Here is a 22,240-nt window from a genome sequence, read left to right on the forward strand (position 1 = left end):
GGTGTCCTCCCGTCGGCTCCTCTTGCCCCGTCTTCCCCGTCACCGGCCCTCCTTCCCCGCACCGGGGCGGGGAAAGCCCGGTTCACACGGGGGCGTCCTGGGCCGTGCGCGGCTCCTGCGACCGCGGCGCGGGGGTCTCGGGGACCGCGGTCTGCGCGAGGAACGCGCCCGCCACCACGGCGACCGCGCCCACGATCTGCGCGGGGCTGAGCGCCTCCCCCAGCAGCAGCCAGGCCAGCACGATCGAGGTCACCACCTCCAGGTAGGCCACGCCCCCGGCGACCACCGGGGACAGCCGCCGCACCGCGGCCACCCCGGTGAGGTAGGCCAGGGCGGTGGTCACCAGCGCCAGCCACACCAGCAGCACCGGCGCGGGCACGTCCCGTCCGGCGAACTCCACCGCGCCGGCCAGCGTGCTCCACGGCAGGGTCCAGGGGCGGGCGAGGAGGCTCATCAGGGCCGCGGCGACGAGCGCGCCGTAGGAGATGACCGCGAGCGGGTCGACGTCGTCGCGCGCGGCGTCCGACAGCAGGAAGTAGGTGGCCTGGCCCACCGCCGCGCCCAGGGCCAGCAGCAGACCGACCGCGTCCAGGCGCAGGCCCGCCCACACCTCCACCAGGCAGCCCAGGCCCGCGATCGCCAGCACCACGCCCAGGGCCGCTCCGCGCGACACCGGGATCCGCCGCACCACGCGCGTCCACAGCAGGACCAGCACCGGGCCGAGGAACTCGATGAGCAGCGCCACCCCGACGGGGATCCGGGAGATCGCGGCGAAGTAGAACGCCTGCACGCCCGCCATCGGGAACATCCCGTAGGCCAGCAGCAGCGCGGGGCGGGTGCGCAGCGCCCGGTGGTGGTAGAGCGCGACGGGCAGCAGGAGCAGCGCGGCTCCGGCCACCCGCAGCCAGGTCACCTGCAACGGGTCGAGTCCGGCGTCGAGCAGGGGCCGCGCGGCGGGACCGGAGCCGCCGAAGGCCAGTGCGGAGAGGATCGCGAACACCAACCCGGACGACCGGTTCCTGCTGCTTTCGACCATTGCTCCCCCGATGGTGGATATCCGCTGACAGGACCTTTTGAGGTCGCGTTGATCCTAGGGGATGGGGTTTTCGGGGGGCCTGTGGCTTTCCTCTCGGTCAGCGCGGCGGCGGTCGCGGAGCGGCTGCGCTCCTACCGGAGGTCGGACACGCGGCTGTGGAGCCACTCCTCCAGTTGCAGGACGTGCAGGGTCGCCGCGGCCTTCGCCGCGTCGGGGTCGCGGGCCAGCAGGGCGCGGTGGATGCGGTGGTGGTCCTCGCACAGCCGTGCGGTCCACTCCTCCTCCTGCTGTCCGCGTCCCAGGCGCGCGCCGAGCGCGGGCGAGGACAGTCCGTCGACGAGGGCCGCCAGGGTGGCGTTCCCCGCCAGCGCGGCGACGGCCCGGTGGAACGCCGCGCCCGCCTCGGTCTGCCCCGCGCCGCAGCCGTGCCCGTCCTCCTGCAGCAGCGCCGCCAGTTCGGCCAGCTGCGCGTCGGTGGCGCGGATCGCGGCCAGCGCGGCGGCGGCCGGCTCCACGATCCGGCGCACCTGCAGCATCTCCAGCAGGGTGGGGCCGCGGCCGACCTCGGCCAGGACCGAGAAGGGCTCCAGCAGGCCGCGGGGGTGCAGTTCGGTGACGTAGACGCCCGCGCCGTGCCGCGCCTCCAGCACTCCCAGGGTGGTCAGCACCCGGATCGCCTCCCGCATCGAACTGCGGGACAGCCCCATCCCCGCCGCCAGGTCCCGCTCGGTGGGCAGCCGTTGGCCGGGGCGCAGCGTGCCGTCGGCGATCATCGCCTTGATCTGTTCGACCGCCCGCCGGGTCACCGTCATCCGTTCGACGCCGGGGGTCGCGCGCACGGCGCTGTCGGAGGTCACGTCGGTGCCTTCCTCGTCCTACCGGAACGTTGTGGGGGCCGTCCCCGCACGGCTGCGGGCCGTGCGGGGACGGCGGATGGTCCGGTCCCCGCCGACGGGGCGTCGGCGGGGACCGGGAGGGCTCACCTCCGGAGCCGGGTCAGGGGTCAGCTGACCGTGCAGGACTCACCGTTGACGGTGAACTCCTCGGGCTTGCCGTTGGACCCGTTCCAGGTTCCGTTGAAGCCGATGTCGATCGAGCCTCCCGGGGCGATGGAGCCGTTCCACGGCATCGAGGTGGCCGTCACCCGGGCCCCGTTCTGCTCCCAGGTGGCACTCCAGCCGTGGTCGACGGTCTGCCCGGACGGGAAGGTGAAGCCCAGCTCCCAGCTGCTCCACGCGGTGTCGCCGGTGTTGGTCAGCCGCACCGCGGCGGTGAAGCCGCCCGGCCAGTCGGTGGTCCGGTACTCCACCTCGCAGGCGCCGGAGACGGGCGGTTCCTCGTCCTCTTCGGTGGTGAAGCTGACGCTGGCCGACTGGGAGAAGTTACCCGCGGCGTCGTAGGCGACCACCCAGAAGGTGTACTTGCGCCCCGGCTGCAGACCGGTCAGCTCGTAGCTGGTCTGCGTGGTGCTGTCCAGGTACTGGATCACGTCGGTGTACCCCATCTCCAGCTCGTAGCCGACCACACCGACGTTGTCGGTGGAGGCGTCCCAGGTCAGCGTGGCGCTGGTAGAGGTGACGTTGGTGACCTGCAGGTTCTCCGGCTTGGTCGGCGGGACCGTGTCCTCCTCCGGCTCCTCCGAGCCGTCGCCCGCGTCGTCCTGGTCGGCGACGAAGGAGGCGACCCACGACAGCGGGGCGTTCCAGTTGATGGTCAGCTCGTTGGTGGCCCACGACTCGATGTCGTCGATGTAGCACATCTGCGGGGCGCACCCGGTCAGCGTGGCCTGGGCCGTGGGGTCCCAGGTGGAGGCGTCGGAGTTGGGGCCGCCCGCCAGGGTGCCCTTGGGCGGGTTGGGCAGGCGCGGGTCGAGCTGGTTGGCGTACCAGCGGCTGTGCTGGTTACGGGAGTCCTTCTCGCCGTAGCCGGTGACGTAGGACTGGTTCAGCGCGTTGCGGCCGAAGATGTAGTCCATGCCCTCCAGCACGCCGTCGCGGTACTTGGTGTCGCCGGTGAGGTCGAAGGCGACGGCCATGATCACCATGTTGTTGAGGACCAGGTTGTTGGATCCCCAGACGAACACGCCGCTGTCGGGGTTGTAGGTCAGGCCCCACGGGCTGGACTCGACGCCGGCGAGGTAGTCGTCGGCGGCGGCGACCAGGGAGTCGCGCACCCGGTCGCGGTCGGCCAGGTCGTTGGGCACCGTGGCCAGCTGGATCCGGGCCAGCGGAGCGGTCCAGCCCCAGTCGAAGGCGCCGTCGCGGAACACCTCCTCGTCGTCGGTGTGCAGCGGCGAGGAGGTCACCGCGGTGCGGTACTTCTCGGCCCCGGTGGCCAGGAACAGTTCGGCCGCGGCCCAGTAGAACTCGTCGGTGACGTTGTTGTCGTTGTAGGGGCCGCCGCCCTCGCCGACGGCCGGCGCGTAGATGGCGGGGTTGGCCTGGGCCGCGTCCCAGGCGGTCTCGGCGGCGTCCAGGCACTCGGCGGCGAAGGCCGCGTCGTAGGGCTCGAAGACCCGGGAGCACTGGGCTGCGGTGGCCGCCAGGTTCAGCGTCGCCGCGGTGGACGGCGGCTGCAGGTAGCGCGGCTGCGGGTCGGCGGCGGGCATCAGCGGCAGCCCGGTCCACTGCTCGTCGTGGATCTTGTGGTGCGCCATCCCGGCGAGCGGCTCACCCTCGGGGACCTGCATGCTGAGCAGGAACTCCATCTCCCAGCGCGCCTCGTCGAGCACGTCGGGCACGCCGTTGCCGGTCTCGGGCAGGCGCAGCGTGGAGTCGCCCAGCTTGTCGGGCTGGGCGGTCGGGGCGCTCTGGGAGCGCTCGTGGATGTTCATCAGCTGGTGCACCGAGATGCCGCCGTTGACCACGTACTTGCCGTGGTCGCCCGCGTCGTACCAGCCGCCCGACACGTCCAGGGAGTAGTCGCAGGTGCCCGGCGCGCACGGCACGTCGATGTCGCCCTGGTTGGGGGCCACGCCCACGTGTCCGGCCGCGCGGCCGTAGCCGGGGGCGATGGAGTCGAGGATCTCGATGCCGCTGCGCTGCGGGTAGTAGAACGACAGCGCGTCGACGCGCAGCTCCTCGTAGGCGCTCTCGTCGATGTCGAAGGGGTAGCTGGTCTCACCGTCGGCGGTGAGCGTGTAGCCGCTTCCGGCGGTGGTGTAGGAGCTGAAGTCGACGGTGTGCACGTTCAGGCCGGAGGAGGCGTCCGCGCCGTGCGGCTCGGTCTGGCCGGTGGCCACGACCGTGCCGTCGGAGTCGGCCAGTTCCCAGGTGAGCGCCTCGGTGGCGTCGGTGACGACGGTCGCGTTCTTGGGGCCGTGCGGCAGGTAGCCGACCTGGTTGACGCGGACCCGCGGGCCGGTGTCGGGCTCGTAGACGGGGGGTTCGGCGCCGCCCAGCAGGGCCACGTCGTCCACGCAGAAGGTCCACGGGTCGTCGGAGCCGCCGATCTGGAAGGCGACCTGCGCGTCGTCCCAGTCGACGGTGGAGGTGAAGACGTACTCGTAGGTCTGCGCCTCGGGGCCGAGGATGGCCCGCTCGTCCATCTGGGTGCTCCACGGCTCCACCGGCTCCTGCACCAGGGCGCGGATGGAGACCTGCTCGGTGCCGGAGGCGGTGAAGGAGAAGGAGTAGGACTCCCCCTCGATCAGCGGGACGTCGTCCTGTCCGATGATCACGTCCCAGGCGTTGATGGTGCCGCCGGGGACGTCGACGCACAGCACGCCGTCGGTGGCGTCGAGCTGGATGTTCTCGGTACCCCACCAGGGAGCGGTCCCGTTGGTGAAGTCACCGTTGATGATCTGGTTGACCTCGTCGGCCTGGGCGGGGACCGCGGTGAGTCCGAGGGTCACCGCACAGGCGGCCGCCGTGGCCCCGACGAGGGGGGATCTACGTCTGGGTCTCGACACGGGAGTCCTTCCGTGGAGGGGGATCGTCGTTGTGGGAGGAGAATCCGCATGCGGAGGCCACTGCATGGGAGCGCTCCCATATTATGTGACCTATGACATAGAAACAGGATCACTCAGCGGTGTCAATGGGTTACGCTCAGATCAGACCTCTCTCCACGGGGGCGGGGCGGGCGCCGCCGCGGCACCCGCCCCGCCCCCGACGGCCTCCCGACTCACAGGGTGAACCCGTGGAACAGCAGGACGGCCAGGACCAGGCCCACCACCAGGTTGAACAGCGTGGCCACAGCGAACACCCCGACCGGACGCCATCCGGCCTCCCGCAGGGAACCGACCCGGAACTCCAGGCCGATGCTGGTGAAGGCCGCGATGAGGAACCAGTCGCGCAGCGCCTTGGCGGTGTCGAGCCCGGCCTGCCCCGCCTCGCCCGCGAGCCCGGCCCAGACGGTGGCGACCACGGAGGCGACGAGGAAGCCCAGCACGAACTTGGGGAAGCGGTCCCACAGGGTGCGCGCCCACGACGGGCGGGCCTGCACCGCCCCGCCCTGCGCGGGGGCCACCCGGAAGGCGAAGTAGGCGGTCAGCGCCACCGCGGCCACGCCCATCAGGACGTTCTGCGTGGACTTGACGATGGAGGCGATCTGCAGCGCGCCCTCGCCGACGATGGCGCCCGAGGCCGCGACCGCCGCCGTGGTGTCGATGTTGCCGCCGATCCAGGCCCCGGCCTGTGCGTCGCTGAGGCCGAGCAGCTCCACCAGCCAGGGCAGCAGGAAGATCGACGGCAGCGCGAACAGGATCACCAGGCTCGCGGTGTAGGCGAGCTGCTCCCTGCGGGCCTGCACCGCCCCGGCCGCGGCGATCGCGGCGCTGACCCCGCAGATCGACACCGAGGAGGCCAGCAGGGCGCACAGCCGGTCGTCCAGGCCGAACCGGCCGCCCAGCCACCAGGTGAACAGGAAGACCGAGGCGACCAGGACGAGCGCCTGGAGGACGGCCGGTCCCGCGGCCTTGACGATCACGTCGAACAGGACCGTGGAGCCCAGCAGGACCAGGCCGGTCTTGATGAAGAACTCGGTGCGGAAGCCCCCGGCCAGGCGGTCGCGCAGGCCGGTCGCGGTCAGCAGGGCGTTGCCGAGCAGTCCCAGGACGACCGCGTAGACGGGGTACTCGACGGCCTTGGCGACCCCGGCCAGGCCGGTGCCCTCGGCGGCCTCGGGCACGGCCGTCTCCAGGGTGCGGGTCACCGCGGCCAGGGCGACGACGACGCCGACCCCGAGCAGGGCCCAGTACCGGGGCTGCCGGGGGGCGTCCGGGGCTGCGGCCCCCGCGGCCTCGCGCGGGGTGGTCTCGCTCTCGCTCATCAGGGCACCAGCCCCGCGGGAATGAGGCCGGCCAGGGAGGCGCCCAGCAGGACCAGGCCGACGACGACCGCCGCCCAGTCCTCGCTGACGCGGAAGCGGGCCGCACCGGCCCGCTCGGGTGTTCTGTCGTTCATGCTGTCCTCACAGACGGGGGTAGCGGACGGGGGCGCCGGGGCGGGACCGCCACGCCGCCCGCCACCGGCGTCAACTAATCCTACCTGTTTAGTATAGATTAAGGGGCCTCCCCTCCCCGAGGCGGCTCCTCGACCACTCGGCCGCCGCCCACTACCCTGGGCCGCTGAACCGGTTCATCACACGGTGACGCGACAGCCGTCAGGAGCGCCAGTGAGCAACGACCACCTGCCCGAGTTCCCCGCCGGATTCCGCTTCGGCGCGGCCACCGCCAGCTACCAGATCGAGGGGGCGGTGCACGCCGACGGCCGCGGCCCCTCCATCTGGGACACCTACAGCCACACCCCCGGCCTGGTCCTCAACGGCGACACCGGTGACGTGGCCTGCGACCACTACCACCGCTACCCCGAGGACGTGGAGCTGCTGCGCCGCCTGGGCGTGGACGCCTACCGCTTCTCCATCGCCTGGCCGCGCGTGCTGCCCACCGGATCCGGCGAGGTCAACCAGCGCGGCCTGGACTTCTACGACCGCCTGGTCGACGCCCTGCTGGCCGCGGGCATCACCCCCACGGCCACCCTCTACCACTGGGACCTGCCCCAGGCGCTGGAGGACGCGGGCGGCTGGCGCTCCCGCGCCACCGCCGAGCACTTCGCCGCCTACACCCGCGCCGTCGCCGCCCGTCTCGGCGACCGCGTCCGCCACTGGATCACCCTCAACGAGCCGTTCTGCACCGCCTTCGTCGGCTACGCCGTGGGCCGCCACGCCCCCGGCGCCCGCGAGGGCACCCCCGCCCTGGCCGCCGCCCACCACCTGCTCCTCGCCCACGGCCTGGCCGTGCGCGAACTGCGCGCCGCCGACGCGGGCGAGGTCGGCATCACCCTCAACCTCGACCGGGTGCTGCCCGCCTCCGACGACCCGGCCGACCTGGCCGCCGCCGACCGCGCCGAGACCCTGCACAACCGGGTCTGGCTCGACCCGCTGTTCACCGGCGCCTACCCCGCCAACGAGGCCGAGACCTGGGGGGAGCTCGCCGACGGCTCCTACCGGCGCGACGGCGACCTGGAGATCATCGGCCAGCCGCTGGACTTCCTCGGCATCAACTACTACCGGCCCGTCAAGGTCGCCGACGGCCCGTTCGAGGAGGCCGACCCGGCGCGCCGCACCGCCGTGGACATCCGCGCCCCCGAACAGCCCTTCGAGGGGGTGCGGCACACCGCCATGGGCTGGCCCGTGGTCCCCGGGTCCTTCACCGACCTGCTGGTCGACCTCACCGAGCGCTACCCGGACCTGCCGCCCATCCACATCACCGAGAACGGCTCGGCCGAACCCGACGTCGTCTCCCCCGACGGCCGGGTGCACGACACCGACCGCGTCGCCTACCTCAACGACCACCTGCACGCCTTGGCCGCGGCGATCCGGGCCGGGGTGGACGTGCGCGGCTACTACGTCTGGTCGCTGCTGGACAACTTCGAGTGGGCGTTCGGCTACGAGCGCCGCTTCGGCATCGTCCGCGTCGACTACGACACCCTGGAGCGGCTGCCCAAGGACAGCTACTTCTGGTACCAGCGGCTCATCGCCCACCACCGCGCCCGCCACGGCGGCTGAGCCTCACCGCAGCCGCACCAGCGCGCAGGAGGCGGCCCGCAGCGCCACCGCCGCCTCCGCCACCTCCGCCCCGCCCCACGTCAGCAGCGTCGCCGCCGCGGGGCGCTCCAGGGTGACGGCGGCCGGGGCGTCGCGCAGGTTGCACACCAGCCGCAGACCTCCCCGGTGCAGCACGAGCAGCCGGCCGTCCGCCTCGGCCGCCACGGTGAAGCGGTCCAGGCGGGGGTCGGCCAGCTCCGGGTGGGTGCGGCGCAGCGCGATCAGGTCCCGGTACAGTCCCAGGATCCGGGCGTGGTCGCCGCGGTGGCGCTCTGCCCAGTCCAGCACCGAGGCGTCCCGGGTGGCCGGGTCCGCCGGGTCGGGCACCGCGGCGCCGTCCCAGCCGTGGGAGGCGAACTCGCGCCGCCGCCCCCGGCGCACCGCCTCGGCCAGCTCGGGGTCGGGGAAGGACACGAAGAACTGCCACGGCGTGCTGGCCGCCCACTCCTCCCCCATGAACAGCATCGGGGTGTAGGGGGAGCACAGCAGCAGCGCCGCACCGCAGCCCAGCAGGTCCACCGGGACCGTGGCGGACAGCCGGTCGCCGGCGGCGCGGTTGCCGACCTGGTCGTGGTTCTGCAGGAAGGCCACGAACCGGTGACCGGGCAGCCGTGAGGTGTCCACGGGTCGTCCGTGGACGCGGCCGCGGAACGACGAGTAGGTCCCCGCGTGCCAGAACACCTGGCGCAGGGTGTGCGCCAGCACGCCGGGGGCGGCGAAGTCCCGGTAGTAGCCGTGGTCCTCGCCGGTGAGCGCGGTGTGCAGCGCGTGGTGCACGTCGTCGCACCACTGGGCGGTCATGCCCAGGCCGCCCGCCTCGCGCGCGGTGACCGTGGCCGGGTCGTTGCGGTCGGACTCGGCGACCAGGCTCAGCGGGCGGCGCAGCCCGGCGGCGAGCGCGTCGACCTGTGCGGACAGTTCGGCGAGGAGCGGCGCGGCGCGGCAGTCGCGCAGCGCGTGCACCGCGTCCAGGCGCAGCCCGTCCAGGTGGAAGTCGCGCAGCCAGGACAGCGCGCCCTCGACGACGTGGGCGCGCACCTCGTCGGAGGCGGGGCCGTCCAGGTTGAGCGAGGGCCCCCAGGCGTTCTCGCCGCTGAAGTAGGGTCCGAAGCGCGGCAGGTAGGCGCCGGAGGGGCCGAGGTGGTTGTAGACGACGTCGAGCAGCACCGCCAGCCCGCGGGCGTGGCAGGCGTCGACGAAGCGTTTGAGGCCGTCGGGGCCGCCGTAGGGTTCGTGCACCGCGCTCCACAGCACCCCGTCGTAGCCCCAGCCGTGGCGGCCGTCGAAGGCGTTGACCGGCATGAGTTCCACGACGTCCACGCCCAGCGCCACCAGGTGGTCCAGGCGGTCGACGGCGGCGTCGAAGGTGCCCTCGGCGGTGAAGGTGCCCACGTGCAGCTCGTAGATCACCGACCCGGGCAGTGCGCGTCCGGTCCAGGCGGTGTCGGTCCAGGCGAAGGCGGAGTGGTCGTAGACGCGGGTGGGTCCGTGCACCCCGTGCGGCTGCCACACCGCCCTGGGATCGGGCAGCGGGGTGTCGTCGTCGCCGAGCAGGAAGGCGTAGTCGCTGCCCGGTCCCGCCCCCGCCACGGCGGCGCGGTGCCACCCGTCCGCGCCCGCGTCCATGGGGTGGTCCGCCCCGTCCACCCGCACCCTGACCCGCTCGGCGGCGGGCGCCCACACCGCGAAGTTCCATGCTCCGGTCGTGTCCACGCGGCGTTCCTACCCGCGGCGGCCCCGGTCATGTGGGCGGGTGCGGGGGCGGGGCGGGACCGCCGGGGTCAGGCGGGACTCTCCTGCCGCACCGCGCCCACCGCGGTGTCGACGGCCGTCGGCTCGGCGCAGACGCGCTGGTCGGGCCCCACCCCCACGGACGAGCCCCCGGACTCGCCCCACAGGAAGATCTCGATGCCCCGGACCTCGGCGTGCACTCGTCGGGGTCGAAGGTGCCGGGGGCGGCCTGGGACAGGGGGAGTGCCGCGGTCTGCAGCGGGGCGATCGGGAACGGCTCCCTCGGCTTTTCCGCCCGCACGGCCCAGCCGTCGGCGTCGGCCCAGCGCACCTCCAGCTGTCCGGGCATCAGGCAGTCGTCCCCGCGGCCGGTGCGCAGCAGGGTGAGGTCGACGACCGTCACGCCCAGCGCCGTGACCCGCCGCTCCTCGATGGGTTTGAGGTCCCCCTGCCGCAGGGGCGCGGGTCGCCGCCCCAGGGCCTCCCACCTGCGCCGGGGCAAAGGCCAGCGCCGATACCGCGAGCACCGCCCCCACCAGGGCCCAGGTGCGGGCGGTGCGGCCGGACACCGTCATGGTCTCTCCCCCTTTCGAGGGGGAGAGTGCCCGAAGCTGCAGGAAAACTGCGGTCGGAAACTGTCCGGATACGGCGGTCCCCGCCGGTCAGTCCTGCCGTGTCGGTCCTTGACCGGTGTCGTGGGAGGGGCCGTGCACAAGGTCGCGTGCCTGGGCGTAGTGGCAGGCCGCGGCGTGGTCGTCGCCCTGCTCCAGCAGCGGCGGCACCTGGGTGACGCAGCGGCTCCGCTGCTGTTCGCCCAGGCCGGCGAAGGTGGGGCAGCGGGTGCGGAACCGGCAGCCCGACGGGGGGTCCAGCGGGCTGGGCACGTCGCCGGTGAGCACGATCCGCTCCCGGCTCCGCTCCCGGCGCGGGTCGGGCAGCGGGATCGCGGAGATGAGCGCCTGGGTGTAGGGGTGGGCCGCCGCGGTGAACAGCCGCTCCACCGGCGCCGTCTCCACGATCCGCCCCAGGTACATCACCGCGACCCGGTCGGCGACGTGCCGCACCACCGACAGGTCGTGGGAGACGAACAGGTAGGACAGGCCCAGCCGGTCCTGCAGCTCCTCCAGCAGGTTGACCACGCCGGCCTGGACGGACACGTCCAGGGCCGACACCGGTTCGTCCAGCACCAGCACCTCCGGTTCCAGCGCCAGGGCGCGGGCGATGCCGACGCGCTGGCGCTGCCCGCCGGAGAACTCGTGCGGGTACCGGCTGCCCTGCTCGGGGTCCAGGCCGACCAGGCGCAGCAGTTCACGGACCCGGCGCGCTCCGCCGTCGGCGAAGCGGCCGTGGATGCGCAGCGGCTCGGCGACGGCCTCGAACACCGTCATCCGCGGGTCCAGGGAGGCGAAGGGGTCCTGGAAGACGATCTGCAGCCGGCGGCGCAGCGGCCGCATCCGGGCGCGCGACAGCCCGGTCAGCTCCTGGTCCCGGTAGCGGACGCGGCCGTGGGTGGCGGGGACCAGGTTGAGCAGCAGCCGGGCGGTGGTGGACTTGCCGCAGCCGGACTCCCCCACCAGGGCCAGCGTCTGGCGGGCCCGCAGTTCCAGGGAGACGTCGCAGACCGCGTGCACCTCTCCGCTGCGGCGGCGCAGCAGCCCCTTGGACCGCACCGGGAAGTGCTTGACCAGGCCGTCCGCCACGAGCAGGGGGGTGCCCTCCGCCTCGGCGGGCACCGTCCCGGCCGGCGCGGCGGAGACGGGGGGCGGGGGCAGGAACAGCTCCTCGGCCCGGACGTCGCCGAGCCGGTCGGTGAAGTGGCAGGCCGCGGCACGGGTCCGGCCGGTCTCGACCAGCGGCGGGTCGGTGTCGTGGCACACCGGCTGCGCCAGCGGGCAGCGGGGCGCGAACGCGCACCCCGACGGCTCCCGCGTCATCGACGGCGGGGAGCCGGGGACCGGGACGAGCCGGGCGCGGCGTGCGGCGTCCATGCGGGGCTGGCTGCCCAGCAGCCCGAGCGTGTAGGGCATGCGCGGGGAGGAGAAGACCTCGTCGACGGTCCCGGTCTCCACGATCCGTCCCGCGTACATGACCGCGACCCGGTCGACGTGGCCCGCCACCACCCCCAGGTCGTGGGTGATGAGCACCAGCGCGGCCCCGGTCGCGCGGCGCGCGGCCCGCAGCGCCTCCAGCACCTGCGCCTGGACCGTCACGTCCAGGGCCGTGGTGGGCTCGTCGGCGATGATCACGTCGGGGTCGTTGGCCATGGCGATGGCGATCACCACCCGCTGGCGCATGCCGCCGGACAGTTCGTGCGGGTAGGCGTCCACCCGCTGCTCCGGCTGCGGGATGCCGACGGTCCGCAGCAGTTCCACGGCGCGTGCGCGGGCGGCGTCGCGGGACACGTCGCGGTGGGCGTGGATCGCCTCGGTGATCTGCCGGCCGACCGTGTAGACGGGGTTGAGCGAGGTCAGCGGGTCCTGGAAGACCATGCCGATGCGCGCGCCGCGCACCCTGCTGATCGCGGCGTCGCCCAGGCCGACCATCTCCTGGCCCAGCACCCGGGCGGAGCCGCGGACGCGCGCGGTGCGTGGCAGCAGCCCCATGACGGCCAGCGCGGCCACCGACTTGCCGGAGCCGGACTCGCCCACGATGCCCAGCGCCTCGCCCCGGCGCAGCCGGTAGGAGACGCCGCGCACCGCGTGGAGGGGCCCGTCGTCGGTGGGGAAGCGGACGTCCAGGTCGGTGACGTCCAGGACGACGTCGTCGTCCGCCGCGGCGGCGGACGCGGTGTTCTCGGCGTGGTTGGTCGAGGTCATCGGCGCACCATCGTCTGTCGGGGGTCGAGGGCGTCGCGCAGGCCGTCACCGATGAAGTTGATCGTCAGGCAGATCAGCACGATGAACAGTCCCGGCGGGTAGAACAGCCACGGCCGGGTGAAGGCGGCCGTGCGCGCGTTGTCGATCATCAGCCCGAGCGAGATGTCGGGCGCCTGGATGCCGAAGCCGAGGAAGGACATGCTCGCCTCCAGCAGGATCGCCGTGGCGATGAGCAGGGTCGCGGCGACGATGACGGGGCCGGCGGCGTTGGGCAGCAGGTGCCGCAGGATGATGCGGGCGTCGGAGGCCCCGGCGGCGCGGGCCGCCTCCACGAACTCCTGCTCCCGCAGCGACAGCACCACGCCCCGCACCACCCGCGCGATCGTGGTCCACGAGAACAGCGCGATGATCAGCGCGACCACCCACCAGGTAGTGCCGCCGCGCACGTTGCCGCCGATGGCGGCGACCGCGACGAGCAGCGGGACCACCATGAGCACGTCGACGGTGCGCATCATGACCGCGTCGACCCAGCCCCGGTAGTATCCGGCGACCGCGCCCCACACCGCGCCGAACGCGGTGGCCAGCACCGACACGGTGAGCGCGACCTTGATGGTCTGCTGGGTGCCGCGCATCAACTGGCCGAGCACGTCGTGTCCGGCGTTGGTGGTGCCGAAGGGGTGGTCCCAGCTGGGCGGCTGGTTGGGCAGGATCTCCCGGTGCACGGTGTGGTCCCAGGCCCACAGGAGCGGGCCGGCGAACGCGAACAGCACGGTCAGGACGAACACGGCGAGGCTGGTCATGGCCATGCGGTGGCGCACGAACCGGGCCAGCACCAGGCGGAGCTGTCCGTGTGCGGCCGTGTCGGGGGCGTCGGTCGGCGGGTCGGCCGATGGCGGGGTGGCGGCGCTGGTGGGCGCCTGCAGGTCACTCATGGCGGATCCTCGGGTCGAGCACGCCGTAGAGCAGGTCGGCGATGAGGTTGGCGAGGATGACGGCGGTCCCGCTCAGCATCAGCCAGCCCATCAGGGCGTAGGCGTCGCTGCGTTTGATCGCCTCCACGAAGAAGTCGCCCAGTCCGCGCCACTGGAAGACGGTCTCGATGAGGATGACGCCGTCGACGGTGCCGGCGACCGTGACCGCGGCGACGGTGGTCAGCGGGATCAGGGCGGTGCGCAGGGCGTGCCTGCGCAGCACCACCCGGTTGGGCAGGCCCTTGGCGCGGGCCAGGCGGACGTAGTCGCTGTTGAGCACCTCCAGCATCGAGGTGCGCTGGTAGCGGCTCCAGGCCGCGTATCCGGTGAGCATCAGGGTCAGGGTGGGCAGGACGAGGTGGCCGAGGTGGTCGGTGAAGAGTTGCCAGGCGGTGAAGCCGCGGGTGTCGGCGGAGGTCGCGCCGACGGTGTAGAAGAGCGTGTAACCGGTCTGCTGGTTGGCCCACACCCCGGCCTCCTTGACGAGCGCGCCCAGCCAGAAGGTGGGCATGGCCAGGGCGAGGAAGCCGACGAAGGTCAGGGTGTAGTCGATCGCGGAGTACTGGCGTACGGCGCTGACGACCCCGGTGAGGATCGCCAGGCCCAGCGCCAGCAGCAGGGCGGCGGCGACCAGCCGCAGCGTGGTGCCGAGCCGGTCGGCCAGGGCCTGGCCGATGTCGTAGTCGGGTCCGCGGACCGACGGCCCGAACTCGCCGCGCAGCAGGCCGATGTCGCCGTCGCCGCCGATGCCGGTCAGCCACAGCACGTAGCGCTCCGGCAGGGAGCGGTCCAGGTAGAGGCGCTCCTCCTCGGCTTCGATCACCTCGGCGGGCACGGGGGGCTGCTGCACCTTCAGGTCGGCGAGCGGGTCTCCGGACAGGTCGACCAGCAGGAAGGTGAGGAGTGAGGCCGCGAGCAGCAGGGGGATGGTGCCCAGCAGGCGGCGGACGGTGTAGACGAGCATGGGCGGTCCTCGACGGGCGGAGCGGGCCGGGGCGCGAGGGCGCTCCCGCGCCCCGGGTCCGGTGCGGTTACTGGGCGGCCAGGCCCCACTCGTGGTGCTGGTAGAGACCGCGCAGGCTGGAGGAGGGGTTGTCGCGGACGTTGACGTAGTCGTCGGTCACGAGGATGTAGACCGGCATGGCGAACAGGGGGAGGACGTAGGCGTCCTGGGCGACGATGCGGGCCGCCTCGTTGGCGTGCTCGGCCGCCTCGTCCAGCGAGGAGGCGTTGCGGGCGAGGTCGGTGAGCTTGTCGACCTTCTCGTTGCGGTAGCCGCCGAAGTTGCTGTCGCTGCTGCTGCTCCAGTACTGGTTGGGCGCGGTGGCGAAGGCCGGGGTGCTGCTCCAGCCGTACTGCATGATGTCGTAGTCCTGGCCGGCGAGGGTGGCGCCCAGGTCGTCGGTGGGCTCGATGGTGGCGGTGATGCCGATCTCGGCCAGGTAGGACTGGATCAGCTCGGTGGAGGTGTCGCGCACGGTGTTGCTGGTGGAGCGCAGCCGGAACGGGCCCACCTCCTCGCCGTCCAGCGTCAGCGTGTCGCCCTCGTAGGTGTACCCGGCGTCGAGGAGGATCTGGCGGGCGGCCTCGGTGTCACCGCTGCCCTGGCCGGTGTCGGTGATGACGTCGGTGTGGTAGGGGCTGGTGTTGGGGAAGACGTGGTTGGTGCGGCGTTCGGCCTCGGGGTAGAGCTGGGCGATGGTGCGCTGCATGATGTCGTCCACGTCGATGGCGGTGAAGATGGCCCGGCGCAGTTCGACGTCCTTGAGCCACTCGTTGTCCAGGTTGAGGTCGACGTGCTCCCAGCTGGGGCCGGCGGTGATGCTCACGTTGAGGTTGGGGCGCTGCCGGGCCTGCTCCACGGTGTCCTGGCCGAAGGCCACGGGGGAGGTGCCGTGCGCCTCGCCGTTGTCCAGGGCGCTGATCCAGGTGCCCTCGTCGGTGAGGAAGCGGATGACGACCGTGTCCAGGGTGGGCTGGACCTCGCCGTACCAGGCGGGGTTGGGCTCCTTGATGACCTGGTTCTCCAGGTCGCCCTCGACCAGCCGGTAGGGGCCGCCGGAGAAGGTGGGCATGGTGGTGTGCAGCCACTCGAAGTACTCGCCCACGCCCTCGGGGGTGGTGATGTCGAAGCCCTGTTCCTCGGCGACGTGGGCGGGGTAGAGGCCGCCGGCGATGTCGTCGGCGCTGAAGCGGTCCCGCCACTCGGGGTCGGCCGCGCCGTCGGCGAGGGTGACGGTGACGGTGGAGCCGTCGTCACTGCCCTCGACGCTGGCGATCCGGTCGTAGTTGTCGGCGCGGGGCCGGCAGCCCTTGCAGTGCCCGGCCTCCTCGGTGGTGCTGAGTTTCCAGGTGATCTCGAAGTCGGCGGCGGTGATGGGGGTGCCGTCGTCCCAGACCGCCTCGGGTCGGATGGTGAGCTGGTAGGTGAACGGGTCCTCGTTGACGACCTGCGGCTCCTCGGCGAGCAGGTCCGTGTTGGTGCTGAAGGTGGCGCCGTCGGGCTCCCAGCGCCCGGTGTTCGGCAGGATGCCGTGGAGCATCTGGAGGGTGTAGACGCTGCCGCCCTCCGGGGACAGTGTCGCCCAGGCCCCCGGCAGGGAGTCGACGATCCAGGTGATGTCGCCGCCGTCGGCCCGCTCCCCGCTGTTGCAGGTGTTGGGGTGCTCCGCGCAGTCGGCGAGGCCGTCGGCTCCGCCTCCGCCGCCCTCCTGCGGGGCGCAGGCGGTGAGAACGAGAAACGCCGCGGTCAGCGACGCGGCGAACACGGTGGATCTGTTGGTGTGGCGCACGGCCCTCTCCCCTTGGCTGTCCGTATCTGTGGTCACGAATCCCGCAAAACCGAACAATCTGGGAGTAATGAGACCATTACTCTAGACAATCGTGTAGTTTTCTCCACACTTTGTGATCCAGCCGCAATCTCCACGCCGCCGTCCCGTCACCACCGGACCATTGTGGTGGACGGCCACACGGCCCGGGAAGCCGAACAGTGATATGTGACTTTTCCCCGGCAGCCCCGCCGGCGAACCCGGAGCGGAGAACCTCCCGAACCGGGGCGCCGACACGCCACCCCCAGCGGAAACAAAAACATCCCCAGGAACCGGATGCCAGAAATTCCCGGTTTTTTAATTTCCGACAAAATTCAAATCGTAGACAAATCTGACATATTCCACATTTCCCCCGAAGCCGGATGTTCGTTCCGGTTTCGTCACCGGTGCCGGTACACCGACACCCGGAAGGCCGCGGTCGCCTCCACCGGTTCGTCCAGCCCGGCCAGCCGGTCCCGCAGCACCTCGGGAGCCACGTGGCGGGCGCTGGGCGTCATCCCCACCAGGGTCGCCGTCTCCGCGCGGGTCAGTCGCAGCGGCACCGTGACCCGCTCCTCCTCCCCCGCCGTGAAGTGGCTCCGCAGCTGCGCGGCCAGCCGCTCCTCCTTGCGGGGGTCCACCGCGATCAGCCCCAGCGCCGAGCGCAGCTCGGCCAGGTGGTGCGCGGCCGGGGTCACCACCAGCAGCGCTCCGTCGCCGCGCAGCACCCGCGCGAACTCCGGCCCGTTGCGGGGCGCGAACACGTTGAGCAGCAGCCCCGCCGAGCCCGCGGCCAGCGGCAGCCCGCGCCAGACGTCGCAGCCCACCGCGCCCGCGCGCGGATGGGCGCGGGCGGCGCGCCGCAGCGCGTAGCGGGACACGTCCACGGCCAGGCCGTGCGCCTGCGGCACCGCGTCCAGCACCGCGGCCAGGTGGTGGCCGGTGCCCGCGCCGACGTCGACCACCAGGCCCCCGCTCCACCACCGGACGGCGTGCTCGGCCAGCGCCGCGGCCAGCGGGGCGTAGTGCCCGGCGGCGAAGAACTCGCCGCGGGCCCGCACCATCTCCCCGTCGTCCCCGGCACCGGGCGGCCGTCCCACGACCAGGTTGACGTACCCCTGCCGGGCCGCGTCGAAGGAGTGCCCCCGCGCGCAGGCCAGCGCACCGCCCGACGCCGCCAGGCCGCCCCCGCAGTGCGGGCAGGCCAGCGCCTCCACCACGGGGCCGGGGATCCGCAGCCGCTCCCTGTCGTCCATGACCGCCCAGGCTACCCGCGCGCCCGGCCCGCCCCGGCCGCGCGGCCGTTCACTCCCGGCGCTCCAGCAGCGCCACCGGGTAGCGGTCCAGCAGCGCGGCCAGGCGTGCGGCGGTGAACCCGCCGCCGTCGGTGGCGGGCACCGCGCGGCCGGTGAGCACGTCCACCCAGCCGCCGCGGCCCCACGGCAGCGGCAGGACGGTGTCGCGCCACCCCCCGCCGCGGTCCAGGCCCACCGGCAGCCGGGTCGCCACGGCCACCACCCGGCGGTCCCGTCCCCGGGCGAACGCCAGGCAGTGCCCGGCGGCCGCCCCCACCGCCCGCAGCGCGCGGTAGCCCGCCAGGTCGTGCCTGCGGCGTGCCCCCAGCGCCTGGCGCACCACGTGCAGCTTGGCCGCGCCCGTGCCGTCCACGGGCGGCCGCCACCCGCCCTCCAGCCGCTCCAGCAGGCGGCGGCGCTCCCCGTAGTCGACGAACCGGCGGTTGTCGGGGTCCACCAGCGACAGGTCCCACAGCTCGGTGCCCTGGTAGACGTCGGGCACCCCCGGTGCCAGCAGCTGCACCAGCTTCTGCCCCAGCGCGTTGGACCAGCCCGGGCCGCGCACCCGGTCGACGAACGCGGCGACCCCCCGCGCCACGTCGGGGTCGGCAAGCACCCGCTCGGCCCACTCGGCGACCTCGCGTTCGAAACCGGGGTCGGGGGCCACCCACGAGGTGCGCAGCTTCGCCTCCCTGGCCGCCTTCAGCAGGTAGCCGCCCAGCCGGTCGGCGCCGATGGGCCACGCGCCGACGAGCGTCTGCCAGGCCAGCAGGTTCAGCGCGGGCTCGCTCAGCCCGGCGCGCGCCGTCCAGTCGCGCACGGCCGCGGTGAACTCCTTGGGGAGCTCCGCGAGCACTGCCAGGCGGGCCCGCACGTCCTCGGAGCGTTTGGTGTCGTGGGTGGACAGGGTGGTCATGGTGTGCGGCCACACCGCCTCGCGGTGCTCGGCGGCGGCGTGGAACTCGGCGGGCGACACCCCGAACCGGTCGGGGGCGCCGCCCACCTCGTTGAGCGCCACGAACCGGGTGCAGCGGTACAGCGCGGTGTCCTCGGTGCCCTTGGCCACCACCATGCCGCTGGTCTGCTGGATGCGGCGGGCCAGTTCGCCCCGCGGGTCGGCGCGCGCCTCGGTGTCGACGCGCCGCAGCACCCCGGCCAGGTCGGGGCGGCGGCGCACGGCACGGTCGACGGCGCGGTCCCAGGACTCCCGCCCCTCCGGCAGGTAGCTGCGGTAGACGTCGAAGGCGACGAGCAGTTCGACGACGGCCTCGCGCGCCCGCTCCGCCTCCACCCCGCGCAGCAGGGCGGCGATCCGCCGCACCTCGGCGGCCAGCGTCGTCGTGGCGATGCGGCGGCGGCACTCCTCCTCCACCCGCGCGAAGTCGACGGGCACCCCGGCCTCCCGCGCGAACGCGGTGAGCGGCCGCTCGCCCGCCGGGTCCACGAACACCCCGCAGACCTCGCGCAGAGCGTCGTAGCCGGTGGTGCCCTCCACCGGCCAGGACGCGGGCAGCTCCTCGCCGGGCGCGAGGATCTTCTCCACCACGATCCAGCCGTCGCAGCGGTCCCGCAGCCTGCGCAGGTACTCCCCCGGGTCGCTGAGCCCGTCGGGGTGGTCCACCCGCAGGCCGTGCACGTCGCCGTCGGCGACCCAGCGCAGCACCTCGCCGTGGGTGGCCTCCAGCACCGCCGGATCCTCCACCCGCACCGCGGCCAGGGTGGCCACGTCGAAGAAGCGGCGGTAGTTGAGTTCGGCGTCCTGCCTGCGCCACGACACCAGCCGGTAGTGCTGGCGCTCCATCACCTCCAGGGGGTTGTCGCCCGCCTGGTAGGTGCCCTCGGCCAGCGGGAAGCGGTGCTCGTAGTAGGTGAGGCAGCCGTCGGCGACGGTGAGTTCGCCGAGCGCGGCCGCACCGTCGTCGCCGTCGTCGGCCAGCACCGGCACCAGGACCGGTCCCGCGGACCAGTCGATGTCGAAGCAGCGGGCGTAGCGGGAGTCGCGGCCGTGCCGCAGCACGTCCCACCACCACGGGTTGGCGACCGGGTCGGCGATGGACATGTGGTTGGGCACGATGTCCAGGACCAGGCGCAGCCCGTGGCGGTGCAGCCGGTCGCCGAGCGCGACGCGCCCCCGTTCCCCGCCCAGCGCAGGGGCGGCCCGGGTCGGGTCCACCACGTCGTAGCCGTGGGTGGATCCGGCCGCCGCGGCCAGCACCGGGGAGGCGTACACCGCGTCCACCCCGAGGCGGGCCAGGTAGTCGGCCGTCTCGGCGGCGTCGGCGAAGGCGAACCCGGGCCGCAGTTGCAGCCGGTAGGTGGCCGTGGGACTGGTGTGTGCGCTCATCGCGCTCCTCGTGCCCTTTCCGTTCCTCGGCCGCTCCCGCTCAGGCGCGGGTGCGGCGCAGCAGCAGCAGCAGCGACCGCGCGCACAGCGCGATGCGCTCCTCGGCCTTGACCACGCGCGAGCGGTCCCCGCCTCCCGGGTCCGGTGCGGGCTGCGCGGGAGCCAGCACCTGGCCGGTGGCGGTGTCGACCACCACCGTCCACTCCGCGCCGTAGGCCTGCCCGGGCACGGCCACCTCCACGTCGCGGTCGTGGGCGTTGAAGCACAACAGGAACGAGTCGTCGCTGATGCGCTGGCCGCGGGCGTCCAGGTCGGTGATGCCGTCGCCGTTGAGGAACACGACCACGCAGCGGCCGAACCGCTCTCCCCAGTCCTCCTGGGTCATCTCCCTGCCCTCGGCGGTGAACCAGGCGATGTCGCGCAGTTCGTCGCCGGAGCGGATGGGGCTGCCCGCGAAGAACCGGGTGCGGCGGAAGATGGGGTGCCCGCGGCGCAGCGCGGTGACCGCGGCGGTGAACTCCAGCAGGTCCGCGTTGGCCTCGGCCAGGTCCCAGTCGACCCAGGCGATCTCGTTGTCCTGGCAGTAGGCGTTGTTGTTGCCGTGCTGGGTGCGGCCGACCTCGTCGCCGTGCGACAGCATCGGCACGCCCTGGCTGAGCATCAGCGTGGTCAGGATGTTGCGCATCTGGCGGCGGCGCAGCGTGGTGATCGCCGCGTCGTCGGTGGGGCCCTCCACGCCGTGGTTCCAGGAGCGGTTGTCGTCGGTGCCGTCGCGGTTGTCCTCCCCGTTGGCCTCGTTGTGCTTGCGGTCGTAGGAGACCAGGTCGGCCAGGGTGAAGCCGTCGTGGCAGGTGACGAAGTTGATGGAGGCCACCGGGCGGCGCCCGTCGGCCTGGTACAGGTCGGAGGAGCCGGTGATGCGGGAGGCGAACTCGCCGAGGGTGGCGGGCTGGCCGCGCCAGAAGTCGCGGACGGTGTCGCGGTACTTGCCGTTCCACTCGGTCCACAGCGGCGGGAAGTTGCCCACCTGGTAGCCGCCCGGTCCCACGTCCCAGGGCTCGGCGATCAGCTTGACCTGGGAGATCACCGGGTCCTGCTGCACGATGTCGAAGAACGCGCTGAGCCGGTCCACGTCGTAGAACTCCCGGGCCAGGGCCGAGGCCAGGTCGAAGCGGAACCCGTCGACGTGCATGTCCAGCACCCAGTAGCGCAGCGAGTCCATGATCAGCTGCAGCGAGTGCGGGTCGCGGGCGTTCAGCGAGTTGCCGCAGCCGGTGTAGTCCACGTAGTAGGCGGGCTCCTCCTCGACCAGCCGGTAGTAGGCGAGGTTGTCGATGCCGCGCAGCGACAGGGTGGGCCCCAGGTGGTTGCCCTCGGCGGTGTGGTTGTAGACCACGTCGAGGATGACCTCGATGCCGGCCTCGTGCAGGGCCTTGACCATCGCCTTGAACTCCTGCACCTGCTCGCCGCGGGTGCCGGTGGCCGCGTACCCGCTGTGCGGGGCGAAGAACCCGATGGTGTTGTACCCCCAGTAGTTGCGCAGTCCGCGGGCCTGCAGCGCGTGGTCGTGCAGGAACTCGTGCACCGGCATCAGCTCCACGGCGGTCACGCCCAGTTTCCGCAGGTGGTCGAGGACGGCGGGGTGGGCCATGCCGGCGTAGGTGCCGCGCAGCCGTTCGGGGACCTGGGGGTGGCGTACGGTCAGTCCGCGCACGTGGGTCTCGTAGATCACCGTCTCGTGGTAGGGGACGCCGGGCCGTTTCTCGTTGCCCCAGTCGAAGAACGGGCTGACCACCACGCACTTGGGCACGTACGGCGCCGAGTCGGCGTCGTTGCGCTGCTCGGGGGCGCCGAAGGTGTAGTCGAACACCGCCTCGTTCCACTCCACGGCCCCCTCGATGGCCTTGGCGTAGGGGTCGACCAGCAGCTTGTTGGGGTTGCAGCGCAGGCCGCGCGCCGGGTCGTGGGGCCCGTGCACCCGGTAGCCGTAGCGCTGCCCGGGACCCACCGCCGGCAGGTAGCCGTGGTGGACGAAGCCCTGCACCTCGGGCAGCCGCACCCGGGTCTCCGCGCCGTCGTCGTCGAACAGGCACAGTTCGACGTACTCGGCGACCTGGGAGTAGAGGGCGAAGTTGGTTCCGGCGCCGTCGAAGGTGGCGCCCAGCGGATAGGGAGTGCCCAGCCAGGGTCGCAACG

15 protein-coding genes are annotated in these 22,240 nt (G+C 73.0%); 1 reads left to right on the forward strand and 14 read right to left on the reverse strand.

Features of this window, described 5'->3' with window-relative positions:
* Window positions 1–82: 82 nt before the first annotated feature.
* The 5 genes from FOF52_RS07130 to FOF52_RS21895 form a co-directional block, all read right to left on the reverse strand.
* Window positions 83–1,036 carry an EamA family transporter gene (locus FOF52_RS07130; RefSeq protein ID WP_248593040.1) on the reverse strand — a complete coding sequence of 318 codons (954 nt, stop codon included), beginning with the start codon at window positions 1,034–1,036 and terminating at the stop codon, window positions 83–85.
* A gap of 131 nt (window positions 1,037–1,167) precedes the next feature.
* Window positions 1,168–1,893 carry a FadR/GntR family transcriptional regulator gene (locus FOF52_RS07135; protein ID WP_248593041.1) on the reverse strand — a complete coding sequence of 242 codons (726 nt, stop codon included), beginning with the start codon at window positions 1,891–1,893 and terminating at the stop codon, window positions 1,168–1,170.
* A gap of 146 nt (window positions 1,894–2,039) precedes the next feature.
* The gene (locus FOF52_RS07140; protein ID WP_248593042.1) at window positions 2,040–4,889 is read right to left on the reverse strand and encodes a glycoside hydrolase family 9 protein; all 2,850 of its coding nucleotides are present in this window, start codon (window positions 4,887–4,889) and stop codon (window positions 2,040–2,042) included.
* Window positions 4,890–5,158: 269 nt separating this feature from the next.
* A complete protein-coding gene (locus FOF52_RS07145; protein WP_248593043.1) occupies window positions 5,159–6,304 on the reverse strand; it encodes a YeiH family protein in 1,146 nt (381 codons plus the stop codon).
* Window positions 6,304–6,438: a hypothetical protein gene (locus FOF52_RS21895; RefSeq protein ID WP_282573920.1), complete on the reverse strand. Its 135-nt coding sequence runs from the start codon at window positions 6,436–6,438 to the stop codon at window positions 6,304–6,306. Before FOF52_RS21895 ends, FOF52_RS07145 begins: the two co-directional genes overlap by 1 nt.
* 211 nt (window positions 6,439–6,649) lie before the next feature.
* Between FOF52_RS21895 and FOF52_RS07150 the strand changes: the two genes are divergently transcribed.
* Entirely contained in the window at window positions 6,650–8,041 is a 1,392-nt protein-coding gene (locus FOF52_RS07150; protein ID WP_248593044.1) for a GH1 family beta-glucosidase, read from the forward strand.
* Window positions 8,042–8,044: 3 nt separating this feature from the next.
* On the opposite strand, the gene treZ is transcribed toward FOF52_RS07150, so the two are convergent.
* From treZ to glgX, 9 genes are all read right to left on the reverse strand, one after another.
* Complete coding sequence (treZ, locus tag FOF52_RS07155; RefSeq protein WP_248593045.1) at window positions 8,045–9,793, reverse strand: malto-oligosyltrehalose trehalohydrolase; 1,749 nt, start codon at window positions 9,791–9,793, stop codon at window positions 8,045–8,047.
* 68 nt (window positions 9,794–9,861) lie between these two features.
* Entirely contained in the window at window positions 9,862–10,011 is a 150-nt protein-coding gene (locus FOF52_RS07160; protein WP_248593046.1) for a hypothetical protein, read from the reverse strand.
* A 462-nt stretch (window positions 10,012–10,473) separates the two neighbouring features.
* Window positions 10,474–12,627 carry a dipeptide ABC transporter ATP-binding protein gene (locus FOF52_RS07165; protein ID WP_248593047.1) on the reverse strand — a complete coding sequence of 718 codons (2,154 nt, stop codon included), beginning with the start codon at window positions 12,625–12,627 and terminating at the stop codon, window positions 10,474–10,476.
* Window positions 12,624–13,559: an ABC transporter permease gene (locus tag FOF52_RS07170; protein WP_248593048.1), complete on the reverse strand. Its 936-nt coding sequence runs from the start codon at window positions 13,557–13,559 to the stop codon at window positions 12,624–12,626. Before FOF52_RS07170 ends, FOF52_RS07165 begins: the two co-directional genes overlap by 4 nt.
* Complete coding sequence (locus FOF52_RS07175) at window positions 13,552–14,562, reverse strand: ABC transporter permease (RefSeq protein ID WP_248593049.1); 1,011 nt, start codon at window positions 14,560–14,562, stop codon at window positions 13,552–13,554. The genes FOF52_RS07170 and FOF52_RS07175 overlap by 8 nt, the downstream gene beginning before the upstream one ends.
* Window positions 14,563–14,629: 67 nt before the next feature.
* Complete coding sequence (locus FOF52_RS07180) at window positions 14,630–16,390, reverse strand: ABC transporter family substrate-binding protein (RefSeq protein WP_248593050.1); 1,761 nt, start codon at window positions 16,388–16,390, stop codon at window positions 14,630–14,632.
* A gap of 416 nt (window positions 16,391–16,806) precedes the next feature.
* Window positions 16,807–17,661 (reverse strand): putative RNA methyltransferase, encoded by an 855-nt coding sequence (locus tag FOF52_RS07185; protein ID WP_248593051.1) that lies wholly within the window; start codon window positions 17,659–17,661, stop codon window positions 16,807–16,809.
* 49 nt (window positions 17,662–17,710) lie between these two features.
* On the reverse strand, window positions 17,711–20,044 hold the full coding sequence (gene treY / locus FOF52_RS07190) for a malto-oligosyltrehalose synthase (protein WP_248593052.1): 2,334 nt from the start codon (window positions 20,042–20,044) through the stop codon (window positions 17,711–17,713).
* Between the two features lie 40 nt (window positions 20,045–20,084).
* Window positions 20,085–22,238, reverse strand: a complete 2,154-nt coding sequence (glgX, locus tag FOF52_RS07195) for a glycogen debranching protein GlgX (protein ID WP_248593053.1) — start codon at window positions 22,236–22,238, stop codon at window positions 20,085–20,087.
* Between the last annotated feature and the right edge of the window lie 2 nt (window positions 22,239–22,240).

It is taken from the genome of Thermobifida alba (assembly GCF_023208015.1).
GTDB lineage: Bacteria > Actinomycetota > Actinomycetes > Streptosporangiales > Streptosporangiaceae > Thermobifida > Thermobifida alba.